The sequence below is a fragment of the Collinsella aerofaciens genome (genome assembly GCF_015560135.1).
GTDB classification, from domain to species: domain Bacteria; phylum Actinomycetota; class Coriobacteriia; order Coriobacteriales; family Coriobacteriaceae; genus Collinsella; species Collinsella aerofaciens_AN.
Map to the genome: position 1 here is coordinate 118,014 of NZ_JADMRH010000002.1, position 13,825 is coordinate 131,838.

The following is a 13,825-nucleotide window of genomic DNA, read 5'->3' on the forward strand; positions in this document are numbered from 1 at the left end:
AGATGAAGTCCCAACAGCTCCATCTTGCCCGCCCGTTTTTGTTGCGTGGTGCCGCGGCGTAACACAGAAAGGACAATGCCCTATATGCCTATCAACAAACGAGAGAGCCTGCTGTTCACCTTTATCATGTGCTTTTGCATGGTGCTCTGGATGAGCATCTACAACGTTGCCCTGCAGCATGGGGCCATCAACGGCGAGGTTGTTGCCGCCGCGTGGCTCGGCTTCCCCGTTGCCTACATTTTTGCCATGTGCTGCGACTGGTTCGTCGCCAGCCCGCTCGCCAAGGGTTTCGCCTTTAAGTACTTGGTCACGCCGGGCAAGAGCTCGCCGCTTGCCATGACGCTCGCCGTCAGCTCCTGCATGGTCGTTCCCATGGTTATCATCATGTCGCTGTACGGTGCCTGCGAGGGTCTGACGCACATGCCCGGCGGCATCCTTGCGAACCTGTATTCCGTGCCCGCGATCTGGATGATCAACATCCCGCATAATTTTGTGATGGCGCTGCCGTGGAACCTTTTGGTAGCCGGTCCGATTTCCCACTTCGTCTTCCGTCGCGCCTTCCCTGTGGGGACGGTTTTCGAGGAGGAGCATGCCGAGCTCTTGGAGCAGGCTATGGCTCCTGAGTGCGAGTAGCTCGCTTAGGGATCTGCTGAGCGCGGGCGACTTGCTTGGTTGGAGCCCTAAGCGTGGATAGCTCTCTCGGCGACATCGCGGGCGTGAGCGGTGCGCATGACCGGAGGGCCCGTGCTGCTCCGTTGCCCGACGTGCTAGCGCGCAGAACAATCTGTTGGTGCATTCGGCGGCTGCTGAAGCGTTTCGGCAGCCGCTTTTTATACGGAGTTTAAATACAACAGTCTGTTGTATTACGTAGAGTGGTATATCTCTAGCGGGAAAAATGCGAGAGACGGAGCATTATGGCGTTGCTAGTAGGATTGGACGTAGGGTCGACGACGACCAAAGTTTACGCGATGCACGAGGATATGACCGAGGCGTGGTGGGGATATCGCCGCCACGGGGCGTGTCAGACAGCGAGCGTGCGCGCCATGCTCGGCGAGCTCGCCGAGCGCTTTCCCCATGAGTCACTGCGCGTTGCGGTGACCGGCTCGGGTGCGCGCGATATCGCGACCGCGCTGGGCGCCTCGTACGTTCAGGAGGTGGTCGCCAACGCGCTCGCGATCAGCAGGTTCTATCCGCAGACGCGCTGCGCCATCGAGCTGGGCGGCCAAGACGCCAAGATGATCTTCTTCCGCACCAACGATAAGGGAGACATCGAGGTTGCCGACATGCGCATGAACGGCTCGTGCGCAGGCGGTACCGGTGCATTTATCGACGAGATGGCAAAGCTCATGGGGGTCGGCACCGAATCGGGCGAGTTCGAGCAGCTCGCAAGCCGGGGAACGACCGTCCACGAGGTCTCGGGCCGCTGCGGCGTGTACGCAAAGACCGATATCCAGCCGCTGCTCAACGAGGGCATTCCTACCACCGACCTGGCGCTTTCGGCGCTTCACGCGGTCGCCCGCCAAACGATCGGCGGTCTGGCCCAGGGTATCGACATCGAGCCACCGGTAATCTTCGAGGGCGGTACGCTCGCCTACAACCCCACACTGGTCCGCGTGTTCCGGGAGCAACTGAATCTATCGGACGATCAGGTTATCGTCCCGCGCGATCCGCAGATCATGGTCGCGCGCGGTGCCGCCCTGTCGCTGACCGACATGTTCGCATCGTCCCAACCGATCGACCTTCCCGACGCTTTTGTCCGGCTGGATAAGCTCGAGACGGTCGCGCCCGCAAGCGGGGAGGGACGTCTTGCCCAGCCCTTTTTTGCCACACCTGCCGAGCAGGCGGATTTTACGGCACGCCATGGCAAAGAGATGCCGGCAAAGGGTCCGGATGCGTATGCGCCCGGAGAGACGGTGCGTGTGGCGCTCGGTATCGATTCGGGGAGCACGACGACCAAGTTCGCCCTGGTCGATGAGGCGGGTGAGCTTGTCGATTCGTTCTACGCGTCTAATAACGGCAGACCGCTCGACGTCGCCCAACAGGGTCTTGTCAGCTTGAAGAACCGCTGGGAGACAGCGGGAGTCACGCTTGCGATCGATGCCGTGGGCACCACGGGATACGGCGAGGAGCTTTTCGCGCGCGCGTTCCACGCCGACTACCATACGGTCGAGACGGTCGCGCACGCCCGCGCCGCGTGCGTATGCGTTCCCGATGCGACCTTCGTGCTCGACATCGGCGGACAGGATATGAAGGCCATCTGGCTCAACCACGGCGTGCTGACCGATATCGTCGTCAACGAGGCGTGCTCTGCGGGCTGCGGCTCGTTCCTCGAGGGTTTTGCCAAAAACCTTGGAATAGCCGTTGAGGATATCGCGACCGAGGCATTTTCGTCCAAAGCCCCCGCCGTTCTCGGCAGCCGCTGCACGGTGTTCATGAACAGCAGCGTCGTTTCCGAGCAGCGGCGCGGTAAGGGTCCGGGCGACATCATGGCCGGTCTCTGCCGTTCGATTATCGAGAACGTGTTCACCAAGGTCATTCGCGTTTCAAATCTCAACCGTCTGGGCGACAAAGTCGTTGTCCAGGGCGGCACGTTCCGAAACGACGCGGTGCTGCGCGCATTCGAGCAGTATCTGGGCAAACCCGTCACGCGTGCGCCCCACCCGGGGCTGATGGGCGCTATCGGTATCGCCCTGCTCGCGCGCGAGGAATGCCGCAAGGGCGACGCCGGCACGTCGTTTATCGGGCTCGATGCCGTGGAGCGCTTCGAGCATCGCGAGTTCGGCGGCGTTACCTGCCGTCGGTGCAACAACCGCTGCCAGCGCGCGGTCGTGGCATTTGGCGACGGCTCGCTTTACGTCACGGGCAATCGCTGCCCGCGCGGCGGCGCCATCTCATGGGATGAGCTCGTGCGCGAGGTTCCCGCGGCGGAGGAGCTGCGTCCGCAGGGTGCTTGCGAGGCACAGGCACCCGGCACGGGGCGCGACCGGACCGCGGCTGCCCCCAATCTCTTTGTCGACCGCGAGAAGCTGCTGTTCGAGTCGTACCCCACGGTTCCCGTCAGCGGGGGGCGCGATGTCACGATCGGCATTCCCCGTGTGCTCGAGTTCTGGGACACCATGCCGTTCTGGTCGACGTTCTTCAGCACGCTCGGCTTTAAGGTGCGCGTCTCGGGGCGCAGCACCAAGGCGATGTACGAGCGCGGTCTGGCGCACGTCACATCCGACACCGTGTGCTTCCCGGCCAAGCTCGTCCACGGGCACATCCGCAATCTCGTCGACGCCGGCGTCGACCGCATCTTCATGCCCATCATCACGACGGTGCCCACCGAAAACACCGCCTCTACCAGCGAGTGGATGTGCGCCGTCGTAAAGGGATACCCCTACGTGATGCGCAATTCCGATAACCCGGAGGAGCGTTTCGGCGTTCCGTTCGATACGCCGCTGTTCCACTGGTACGACGAGGGCGACCGAAACCGCCAGCTCAAGGCGTGGTGCAAGGAGACCTTCGATATCGATGCCGACCTGGTTGCCAAGGCGACCGAGCAGGCGGACCGCGCGCAGGAGACGTTTGAGAACCAGCTGCAGCTGCGCGGCAGGCAGGTGCTCGAGAACGTGCGCGAGGACGGCGGCTACGCGGTGGTGATCGCTTCGCGCCCGTACCACAACGACCCGCTGGTCAACCACGGGCTGCCCAAGCTCTTCTCTGAGCGCGGCATCCCCGTGCTGACGCCCGATGCGGTGCCGGGGGTCTGCAACGTCGATCTTTCCAACAGCCGCATCGACATCGTGAACAACTACCATGCGCGCATGCTGTCGTGCGCGGTCATCGTCGCATCGACGCCCGAGCTCGAGCTCGTGCAGATGGGCAGCTTCGGCTGCGGCCACGATGCGTATCTCACCGACGAGATCGCGCGCATGATGGGCGAGATGGGCTCCAAGGTTCCGATGATGATCAAGCTCGATGAGAGCGACGTCGCCGGTCCCATGGGCATTCGCGTGCGTTCGTTTATCGAGTCGGTCAACCGTCGTCGCGCGGAGGAGCGTGCCGAGGGCGCCCGGGTGCACGCGGTCCATCCGCTCGACGACCCGTATAAGGTCAAGTACACCAAGCGCGACCGGCACGACAAGATCGCGCTGGTCCCCAACACCTCCCATGCGTTCTGCAGGCTCATGACCGCGGCGATGCGCAATCAGGGCGTGCGCGCCGAGGCCCTTGATATCGGGCGCGAGGATGCCATCCGCCTGGGCAAACGCTATGTGCACAACGACATCTGCTTCCCCGCGCAAATCGTGATCGGCGAGGCGCTCGCGGCACTCGAGAGCGGTAAGTACGACCCGCACGACGTCGCCGTGGTGACTGGCAAGTATATCGGCGACTGCCGCCTGACGCACTACATGCCCCTGCTGCGCCGCGCGCTCGACGACGCGGGATACGACTATGTCCCGGTGCTCACCAACGACGACGTCGATGCCCACAATGCGCATCCGGGCTTCAAGCTCGGCCTTGGCCCGAGCATCCAGATCGCCTACGGTCTTCCCATGATCGATGCCCTCGAGGCCATGCTTAGGCGCATCCGTCCCTACGAGCTCGAGAAGGGCGCGGCGGACGCTGCGTTCGACCGCGCGCTCGATGAGGTTATCGAGGGCATGGAGCGCTCCGGGCTGAGAGGCCAGGCGACGGGCTTCAAACGCGCGCTTGCGATCATGGACGCCGTTCCGTACGACCGCTCGAACCCGCATCCGACCGTTCTCATCGTGGGCGAGTACCTGCTCAATTTCCATCTCGGCGCCAACCACGAGATCGAGCGCTACCTCGAGGACAACGGGCTCGAGGTCATCGAGGCGCGCATGACCGACGTGATCCGCAAGACCTATTTCTACAAGCATGCGCAGTCGCGCGAGTTCCACGTCGACCTGTCGCTGCCCGAAAAGGCCTGGTACGCCACGGCGGACAACCTGTTCGAGCTCGCGCACGACCGTTGCGACCGCCTGGGCGCGGCGAGCCCGCTCTACGAGCCGCCGACGCGCATGCCCGAGCTCGTGCGCGCGAGCGATAAGATCCTGCACCATACGTTCGATGCGGGCGAGGGCGTGCTGATTCCGGCGGAGATTCTCGAGCACGCCAAGCGCGGCTGCCGCAACTTCGTGATCCTGCAGCCGTTCGGGTGTCTGCCCAACCATGTCGTGGGGCGCGGGCTCATCCATGCGCTCAAGGAGCAGTATCCCACGGCGCAGTTCCTGCCGCTCGACTACGATCCCGACGTGAGCTTCGCCAACGTGGAGAACCGTCTTCAGATGCTCATCATGAACGCCAAGGCGCAGGGGTGCGGTGAGGCGCATGGCGAGACCGCGTAAGGACGCCGATGCGCCCGATGCACGCACCCGTATCATCGAGGCGTTTTGGGAGCTCATCGAGAACAACAGCATCTTCGAGCTGTCGGTTGGCGAGGTGACCCGCGCCGCCCAGTGCAATCGCGGAACGTTTTACTACTATTTTCACGATTTCGATGAACTCGTCGCCATCGCCATAGCCCAGCTGCTGCAGGATAACGAGCTCATCACCGATGCCCTCTGGCATTTTTCGAGCGAGGGCGACCTTTCGGCGTTCGACCGGCGCGACGTCCGCTGCCTGCTGCGGCGCATCGTCATCACCATGAGGGCGGGTGCCGCCGAGCAGGTCGTGCAGGGCATCCATACGATCATCATCGACCGCGTGAGAGAGATCGTCCACCCCGACGGAGAAGAGCTCAAGGCAGATTCGAGCTTTGCGGTGGGCTTTCTGGTCTCGGGCATCATGGGCTTTGTGATGGCGGTCGGCTTTGCCCGGGAGGGCGGCGAGGAGATAGACCTCGAGCAGCCGGGGGACAGCGCGTGCGCGTACCTGAGGGCGGTCGCCATGCAGACGGTGGAAACGGTCGCGCAAGTCGAGGGCGTCGATACATCCGAGCTGCTCGAACGCGTCTCCAAGGAGGCCGATGCCTATCGCGCATCGCGTGCGACGAGTCCCGACGTGGTGAAAGACGCCTAGGGTTTCTCTTGCGGGGCGCCTGTCGCGCATCGCGCGGTGAGTCCCGCGATGCGGTCATAACCTGCATTCATGTGAGCCGGGTTTATAGATATTCCTCCAGCTGTTAACATATACTCCATATGGGTAAAGAGACCAAAGCGCTGCCGCGGGGCGGCGCTTTGCGTTTGAAAAAACTAGCTCGTCTAAGAGGAACTAGCATGTTAGACCGTTTTACCGATCGCGCGCGTAAGGTCATGTCCATGGCCAAGCAAGAGGCGCTCGATCTTCATTCAAATAAGGTGGGCACCGAGCATCTGCTGCTCGCGCTTGCCAAGGAGGACGAGGGCATTGCCGCCGAGGCGCTGCGCTCGCTCGATATCTCCTACGACGACATCATGGACACCCTCAAAGAGGTCCAGACCACGGTTCCCGAGCCCAGTGAGGAGACCGAGGCGGCCAAGCTCGCCTTTACGCCGCTCGTCATTAGCGTGATGGAGCGTTCATTCCGCGTGGCGCGTGAGAACAACCAGACCTACGTGTCGACCGAGCACTTGCTGATTGGCATCGTCGAAGAGGGTAACGGCATGGCCATGGACATCCTCATGCGCCTGGGTGTGTCGTCCGCCTCCATCAAAAAGGCTATCGAGAAACTTACCGCCAAGGACCAGGACAAGAAGCGTCCGCTCGCCGGCGCCGGTGCCGGGCGTCCCGGTGCGGGCCTGCCGTTCTTTAGCGGCTCGGACGCGTCGCAGCAAAAGGGGAGCGGCACCGATACGCTTAAGCAGTTCGCCACCAACCTTACGCAGAAGGCGCGCGACGGCGAGCTCGACCCTGTAATTGGTCGCGAAAAGGAAGTCCAGCGTATGATGGAGATCCTTTCGCGTCGCACCAAGAACAATCCGCTTATCTTGGGCGACCCCGGCGTGGGCAAGACGGCCATCGTCGAGGGTCTGGCTCAGCAGATTGCAGCTGGCAACGTGCCCGAGAACCTTATGAACCAGAACATCTGGACGCTCGACCTGCCGGGCCTCGTTGCGGGCGCCAAGTATCGCGGTGAGTTTGAGGAGCGCCTCAAGAACGTGATCCAGGAGGCCACCGAAGCTGACGACGTCATCCTGTTTATTGACGAGATGCACACCATCATCGGTGCCGGCTCTGCCGAGGGCTCCATCGACGCGAGCTCCATGCTCAAGCCCGTGCTCGCGCGCGGTGCCTTCCAGATTATCGGCGCCACCACGGCCGAGGAATTCCGCAAGTACCTCACCAAGGACCCGGCCTTCGAGCGTCGCTTCCAGACCATCGATGTCGAGGAGCCGAGCGTCGAGGACACGGTCAAGATCCTGACCGCGCTCAAGCCGCGCTACGAGGAGCACCACCATGTGCGCTATACGCAGGGTGCTATCGAGGCCGCCGCGAACCTCTCCGACCGCTACATCCAGGATCGCTTCCTGCCCGATAAGGCCATCGACCTCATTGACGAGGCCGGCGCCCGCGCCCGCATCGCCGCCAACCGCGCGCCCGAGCCGGTGCGCGAGGCCGAGCATCGCGTGGAGGAGCTTAAGGCCGCCGCGCAGGAGGCCACCGAGAGCGACGACATGAACAAGGCCGCCGAGATCACCGAGCAGCAAAAGGCTGCCGAGATTGAGCTCGCCGAGGCCAAGGCTGCCTGGACGGCCGAGCTCGACGCCAGCCCGCTCACCATCGATGTCTCCCAGATTGCCGACATCGTGTCCGTGACCTCGGGCGTGCCGGTGTCCTCGCTCACCGAGAGCGAGAGCCGCCGCCTGCTGCAGGCCGAAAGCGTGCTCAAGACGCGCATCATCGGTCAGGACGAGGCCGTCGAGGCCGTTGCCAAGGCCGTGCGCCGCAGCCGCTCGCCGCTCAAGGACCCGCGTCGCCCCGGCGGCAGCTTTATCTTCCTGGGCCCCACCGGCACGGGCAAAACCGAGCTCGCCAAGACGCTCGCCGAGTATCTCTTTGGCAGCAAGGACGCGCTCATCAGCTTCGATATGTCGGAGTTTGGCAGTGAGTTCGAGGTCTCCAAGCTCATCGGTAGCCCCCCGGGCTATGTGGGCCACGACGAGGGCGGCCAGCTCACCAAGGCTGTTCGCCGTCACCCGTACTCGGTCGTGCTGTTCGACGAGATCGAGAAGGCGCACCCCGACATCTTCAATATCCTGCTGCAGGTGTTGGAGGAGGGCCGTCTGACCGATAGCCAGGGCAAGACGGTCGACTTCCGCAATACGGTGATCATCATGACGTCAAACGTGGGCGCCCGCGAGATCGCGCAGGATGCGAGCGTTGGCTTTGGCACCACCGGCGAGCAGGGCCTCACCTCGAGTGAGATCCGCGGCCGCGCGATGGGCGAGCTCAAGCGCCTGTTCCGCCCCGAGCTGCTCAACCGTATCGACGACATCGTGGTGTTCCAGAAGCTCTCGGGCGAGAACCTGACCAAGATTGCGCACCTGCTGGTGGACGATCTGCGCCAGCGCCTGATCGCAAACGGCATGAACATCAAGCTTACCGATGCGGCCTACGACAAGATTGTGGCGGAGGGTACCGACCTCACCAACGGCGCGCGTCCGCTGCGTCGTGCCATCCAAAAGCTCATCGAGGATCCGCTGTCCGAGGAACTGCTGGCTGGCGAGTGGGGCGAGGGCGATACCGTCCTGTGCGACGTGGCCGATGGCAAGTTTGTCTTTAGCCGCGGCACGGGCGAGATCCCGGCACCGCGTCCGGCGGGCACGCTTGGTGGCGATACCGCCCCGGCGGTACCGCACACCGGCAACGCCGCGCCCGTGAGCGGCGGCGTGACCTCGGGCCCCGGCGGCATGATGCAAGCCGGTTCCGGCGCGCTGTAGGGCGTGGCGACAATTTGATACGCGCAATCGAGGCGCTCCGGAAAGGGCGCCTCGATTTGTAGAGCTGCGGAAGTTGTGACCGTTACGCTATACGGTCCACCGTTAGCCGATGATGCGAGGGCGCTCGGCGTTTTCGACTGGTTTATGCACGCAAAGTCTGGGAATATACAAGTCGCATGTCTTACTGTCTAACCAGTTGCGCCAAGGAGGCACCATGGACTACAAGATTACCGGCTACGAGCCCGCCCAGCTGTTCCATTTCTTTGAGGAGGTCAGCGCGATCCCCCGTGGGTCTGGCAACGAGAAGGGCATCAGCGATTTCCTGGTTGCGTTTGCCAAGGAGCGCGGTCTCGATGTGTATCAGGACGAGGTCTACAACGTCATCATTCGCAAGCCCGCATCTGCCGGTGCCGAGAATGCCCCGACCGTGATGCTGCAGGGCCACATCGATATGGTGTGCGACAAGTTGGGCTCCGTTGAGCACGACTTTACGACCGATGGTATCGACCTGGTCGTCAAGGACGGCGTCCTCACCGCTAACGGCACCACTCTGGGCGCCGACAACGGTATTGCCGTCGCGCTTATGCTTACCGTGCTCAACGACGATTCGATTACCCATCCGGCCCTCGAGTGCGTGTTCACCACCGACGAGGAGACTGGCCTGGTCGGCGCCGAGACGCTCGACAAGTCCCAGATTAGCGCCCGCACCATGATCAACCTTGACTCCGAGGAAGAGGGCGTTGCCACCGTCAGCTGTGCCGGCGGCGTCGTCGTTACCTACACCTGCCCGATCGCGCGCGAGCACAAGACCGGTAGCACCCTCACGCTCGACATCTCCGGCCTGCTGGGCGGCCACTCCGGCAGCGATATCAACCTGGAGCGCGGCAACGGCAACCTCATCATGGCCCGCATCATCGACCGCCTGATGGTTGCCGGCGAGCCCGCCATCGTTAGCTTTAACGGCGGCACCAAGGACAACGCCATCAACCGTGAGTGCAAGGCTGTTCTGGTCTACGCCGACCACGCTGCCGCCGAGGCCGCGGCCCAGATCGCAAAGGGCATCATCGCCGACGTCACTGCCGAGCTCGAGGTCTTCGACCCCGGCTTTACTTGCACCGTCGAGATTGCCGACGACGCCGAGGTTGAGGCCATGGACCAGAAGTCCGCGCTTGCCCTCATCCGCGCCCTGCGCCTTGCCCCTAACGGCGTGATTCGCCGCAACGTCGCCACCGACGGCTCCGTCGAGGTTTCCTCCAACATCGGCGTGGTCGCCACCTCCGATGACGAGGTCAAGATTATGCTGTCCCCGCGCTCTTCGATCACCTCGCTGCAGAACGAGTTCAAGGACCGTCTGCAGACGCTGGCCGATGTCCTGGGCTTCGACGCCAAGTTTGAGTTTGAGTATCCCGGCTGGAGCTATGCCGAGCATTCGCCGGTCCGCGAAGTCTTTGTCGAGAGCTATCGAGAGCTCTTTGGCTCCGAGCTGCGCATCGAGTCCATTCACGCCGGCCTTGAGTGCGGCCTGTTTGCCGAGGCTCTGCACGGCCTGGACGCCATCGCCGTGGGCCCGACGCTCTCCGATGTCCATACCCCGGACGAGAGCATGGAGCTCGCTTCTGCCGAGCGCTTCTACGAGCTGCTCATCGACGTCCTCAAGCGCCTCGCTGCGTAAAGGTTGCCTTGGTTAAGCCGCTCTAAAACGGCTGGCTATGAAAACGGCCGCCTGGCGTAATGCCGGGCGGCCGTTATTCGTTACAGTGCGAGGATCCCCAGATGCTCAAGCAAGATCTTAAGCCCGATGAGAACGAGTACGACGCCACCCACGATGGTGGCGGGTTTTTCGTAGCGCGCGCCAAAGGTGTGGCCAATCGCCACGCCGGCGACGGAGAAGATAAACGTTGTGATGCCTATAAGCGATACAGCGGGCACGATGTCGACCGAGAGCGCGGCAAATGAGATGCCCACGGCTAGGGCGTCGATTGAGGTGGCGATAGCGAGGATCAGGTACTCGACCAGGTCAATCTTTTCGGCATCCTTGCCGTCGTCTTCATCCTCGTCTTCGGTAAAGGCTTCCCACAGCATTTTGCCGCCGATGAAGGCGAGCAGGATAAAGGCGATCCAGTGGTCGATGGGGCCGATGATGCCCATAAACTGGCTGCCAAGCGCCCATCCGATTACGGGCATGCCGGCCTGAAAGCCGCCAAAGAACAGGCCGAGCACCACGGCGACTTTAAGGTTGATCTTTTTCATGCCGAGACCTTTGCAGATGGAAACGGCAAAGGCGTCCATCGAAAGGCCAACGGCGAGCAACACGAGCTCTGCGAGTCCCATAGTCTGGCTCCCTCTCTGCGGGCGGGCCCGCGTGTACCTCTTGAGGGAGTAATAAAAAAGACCCGTGGCGTACGCGTTGCGCGCACAGCCACGAGTCTCGTTCATTAAGGCAAGCCAGGCCGCATCGGCCAGTGTGTTGACTTACCGCGCCACCGGAGGCGAATCCGGTCACGCGACTACTCCCTCATTTATGCGAATCCCGATGCTACCACATGAACAGCTGATTTGGGTTGGGCTCTCAGCTGTGTTCGCTCATTCTGTAAGCATCGGATTTCGCAAGCGCCGCAGGGACAAACCGTGAGAAACTATTTAGCGTTTATGGAGCGTATATGATGGGAGCGATGCCTTGGATAAGAACGAGCTGCAAAAGCGTATGGAACAGGCCATCCGCCTGACGGCACCTGGTCAGCCGATCCGCACCGCCCTCGACATGATCATCGCCGGTCACCTGGGCGCCCTTATCTGCGTCGGCGACACCGAAAACGTGCTCGCTGCCGGTAACGACGGCTTCCCGCTCAACATTTCGTTTACCTCGAACCGCCTGTTCGAGCTTTCCAAGATGGACGGCGCCATCGTTATCGATGGCGACCTCACCCAGATCCTGCGCGCCAACTTCCACCTCAATCCCGATCCCTCGCTCGCCACGAGTGAGACGGGCATGCGTCACCGTACTGCCGCTCGCATGTCGGTACTCACCGATGCCATCGTGATCTCGGTCTCGGCCCGTCGCGCCGTCGTTAACGTGTACGTTCACGGCAAGAGCTACGAGATCCAGCCCGTCACCACCATCATGAGCTCGGTCAACCAGCTCGTCGCCACGCTCCAGACTACCCGTCAGTCGCTCGATCGCTCCCTGCTGCGCCTGACGGCCCTTGAGCTCGACGACTACGTCACGCTCGCCGACATCACCGGCATCTTCTCGAGTTTCGAGATCATGCAACAGGCAAAGACCGAGCTTAAGGATTGCATCGTCAAGCTGGGTAACCAGGGCAAGCTCGTGCAGATGCAGCTCGAGCAGCTCGCGGGCTCCAGCATGGATACCGAATACGACTTGATGATCCGCGACTACGCAAGCGATTCCTCCGAGGCAAACGCCGAGAAGATTCGTGCCGAGCTGAGCCGCATGACGCCTAAGGACCTGTCCGACCCGCAGCATGTGGCGGCGGTTCTGGGCTATGACGACCTGGACGAGGACTCCGTCATGACACCGCTGGGCCTGCGCACGCTTTCGCGCGTGTCCGTCGTGCGCGACGGCGTGGCCGAGAAGATCGTCGACGAGTATGGCTCGCTGCAGGAGCTCATGGACGACATCAGCGAGGATCCGGAGCGCTTGGGCGACTTTGGCGTCAACAACCCTGCCATTCTTGCGGACTCGCTGTACCGCATGAAGGGCACCAAACAGGGGAACGCATAATGGCGCCCGTATGCGCCGTGGTCGTTGCCGGCGGCAGCGGCCAGCGCTTTGGAAATCCCGGCGGCAAGCAGCTCGTTAACGTGGCGGGCCGTCCGCTCATGAGCTGGTCCATCCGCGCGTTCGATCGTAGCGATAAGGTCGGCCACATCGTCGTGGTTTGTCCTGCCGAGCGCCGTGCCGAGATGCGCCGCCTGGCCATCGACCCGTTTGACTATGACACGCCCATCAGCTTTGCCGATGCCGGCGATACCCGTCAGGATTCCACCCGTGCCGGCGTGCACGCGGTGCCGGCGGGCTTTGAATTCGTCGCCATTCACGATGGCGCTCGTCCGCTCATCACGACCGAGGCCATCGATCATGCGATCGACGTGCTTGTGGGCGACCGCTCGCTCGACGGTGTCGTGTGCGGTCAACCCGCGATCGACACACTCAAGATCGTCGACGGCGATAACATCGTCGAGACGCCGCCGCGTGAGCTTTATTGGGCTGCGCAGACGCCGCAGATCTTTAGCGTCGATGCTATGAAGCGCGCCCACGCTGCAGCCATTGCCGAGGGCTTTATCGGCACCGATGATTCGTCGCTGGTCGAGCGCATGGGTGGGCGCGTCCGCTGCGTCCAGAGCCCGCGCGATAACCTTAAGGTGACGGTGCCCGAGGACTTGCGTCCCGTAACCGCGATTCTGCTTGGCCGTATGGCCGAGGGAGAGGACCTTCCCCATGTTCAGTAACCTGCGCATTGGCCATGGCTACGACGTTCACCGTCTGGTGGAGGGGCGTCGATGTATCATCGGCGGTGTCGACATTCCCTACGAGCGCGGCCTGCTGGGCCACTCGGATGCCGATGTGCTCGCGCACGCCTTGGCCGACGCCATTCTGGGCGCCTGCCGTGGGGGAGACATTGGCAAGCTATTCCCCGATACCGACCCCGCCTATGAGGGTGCCGATTCGATGGTGCTGCTCGCTCGCGTGATGGACTACGCGCGCGAGCTGGGCTTCGAGTTTGTCGATGCCGATTGCACCATTGCCTGCCAGCAGCCTAAGATCACCCCGCACCGCGATGCCATGCGTGCCAACCTTGCCCATGCCCTGGGCGTTGACGTCGAAAACGTGGGCGTCGCCGCCACTACGACCGAAAAGCTCGGTTGGGAAGGCCAGGGCGAGGGAATCGGCGCCTGGGCCGTCTGCCTGCTACAGAAAACCGTTAAGGAGTAAC

9 protein-coding genes are annotated in these 13,825 nt (G+C 62.6%); 8 read left to right on the top strand and 1 reads right to left on the bottom strand.

Annotation, left to right across the window (positions count from 1 at the left end; translation table 11 throughout):
• Positions 1 to 84 precede the first annotated feature (84 nt).
• The 5 genes from I2H19_RS01515 to I2H19_RS01535 all read left to right on the top strand — a co-directional run bounded on the left by I2H19_RS01515 (position 85) and on the right by I2H19_RS01535 (position 10,539).
• Complete coding sequence (locus tag I2H19_RS01515) at positions 85 to 633, top strand: hypothetical protein (protein WP_055285230.1); 549 nt, start codon at positions 85 to 87, stop codon at positions 631 to 633.
• 281 nt (positions 634 to 914) lie between these two features.
• Entirely contained in the window at positions 915 to 5,354 is a 4,440-nt protein-coding gene (locus tag I2H19_RS01520) for an acyl-CoA dehydratase activase (protein WP_195620869.1), read from the top strand.
• Positions 5,338 to 6,027 carry a TetR/AcrR family transcriptional regulator gene (locus I2H19_RS01525; protein WP_055309426.1) on the top strand — a complete coding sequence of 230 codons (690 nt, stop codon included), beginning with the start codon at positions 5,338 to 5,340 and terminating at the stop codon, positions 6,025 to 6,027. Before I2H19_RS01520 ends, I2H19_RS01525 begins: the two co-directional genes overlap by 17 nt.
• A gap of 197 nt (positions 6,028 to 6,224) precedes the next feature.
• Entirely contained in the window at positions 6,225 to 8,867 is a 2,643-nt protein-coding gene (locus I2H19_RS01530) for an ATP-dependent Clp protease ATP-binding subunit (RefSeq protein ID WP_195520834.1), read from the top strand.
• A 214-nt stretch (positions 8,868 to 9,081) separates the two neighbouring features.
• A complete protein-coding gene (locus I2H19_RS01535; protein WP_195232412.1) occupies positions 9,082 to 10,539 on the top strand; it encodes an aminoacyl-histidine dipeptidase in 1,458 nt (485 codons plus the stop codon).
• An 80-nt stretch (positions 10,540 to 10,619) separates the two neighbouring features.
• On the opposite strand, the gene I2H19_RS01540 is transcribed toward I2H19_RS01535, so the two are convergent.
• The gene (locus tag I2H19_RS01540; protein ID WP_195620870.1) at positions 10,620 to 11,198 is read right to left on the bottom strand and encodes a manganese efflux pump MntP; all 579 of its coding nucleotides are present in this window, start codon (positions 11,196 to 11,198) and stop codon (positions 10,620 to 10,622) included.
• A gap of 373 nt (positions 11,199 to 11,571) precedes the next feature.
• Here I2H19_RS01540 and disA point away from each other — a divergent pair, with 373 nt between their 5' ends.
• Genes disA through ispF form a run of 3 tightly spaced genes read left to right on the top strand, consistent with a single transcriptional unit; the run spans position 11,572 to position 13,824 of the window.
• On the top strand, positions 11,572 to 12,612 hold the full coding sequence (disA, locus tag I2H19_RS01545; protein WP_369796797.1) for a DNA integrity scanning diadenylate cyclase DisA: 1,041 nt from the start codon (positions 11,572 to 11,574) through the stop codon (positions 12,610 to 12,612).
• Positions 12,612 to 13,340, top strand: coding sequence for a 2-C-methyl-D-erythritol 4-phosphate cytidylyltransferase (gene ispD, locus I2H19_RS01550; RefSeq protein WP_195620871.1), 729 nt, complete (start codon positions 12,612 to 12,614; stop codon positions 13,338 to 13,340). The genes disA and ispD overlap by 1 nt, the downstream gene beginning before the upstream one ends.
• Positions 13,330 to 13,824 (top strand): 2-C-methyl-D-erythritol 2,4-cyclodiphosphate synthase, encoded by a 495-nt coding sequence (gene ispF, locus I2H19_RS01555; protein ID WP_006234975.1) that lies wholly within the window; start codon positions 13,330 to 13,332, stop codon positions 13,822 to 13,824. Before ispD ends, ispF begins: the two co-directional genes overlap by 11 nt.
• Position 13,825: the final 1 nt, after the last annotated feature.

Excerpts from the sequence above, each read along its gene's own strand:
- I2H19_RS01515 (WP_055285230.1), top strand. The coding sequence starts at position 85 with ATGCCTATCAACAAACGAGAGAGCCTGCTGTTCACCTTTATCATGTGC.
- I2H19_RS01520 (WP_195620869.1), top strand. The coding sequence starts at position 915 with ATGGCGTTGCTAGTAGGATTGGACGTAGGGTCGACGACGACCAAAGTT.
- I2H19_RS01525 (WP_055309426.1), top strand. The coding sequence starts at position 5,338 with ATGGCGAGACCGCGTAAGGACGCCGATGCGCCCGATGCACGCACCCGT.
- I2H19_RS01530 (WP_195520834.1), top strand. The coding sequence starts at position 6,225 with ATGTTAGACCGTTTTACCGATCGCGCGCGTAAGGTCATGTCCATGGCC.
- I2H19_RS01535 (WP_195232412.1), top strand. The coding sequence starts at position 9,082 with ATGGACTACAAGATTACCGGCTACGAGCCCGCCCAGCTGTTCCATTTC.
- I2H19_RS01540 (WP_195620870.1), bottom strand. The coding sequence starts at position 11,198 with ATGGGACTCGCAGAGCTCGTGTTGCTCGCCGTTGGCCTTTCGATGGAC.
- disA (WP_369796797.1), top strand. The coding sequence starts at position 11,572 with ATGGAACAGGCCATCCGCCTGACGGCACCTGGTCAGCCGATCCGCACC.
- ispD (WP_195620871.1), top strand. The coding sequence starts at position 12,612 with ATGGCGCCCGTATGCGCCGTGGTCGTTGCCGGCGGCAGCGGCCAGCGC.
- ispF (WP_006234975.1), top strand. The coding sequence starts at position 13,330 with ATGTTCAGTAACCTGCGCATTGGCCATGGCTACGACGTTCACCGTCTG.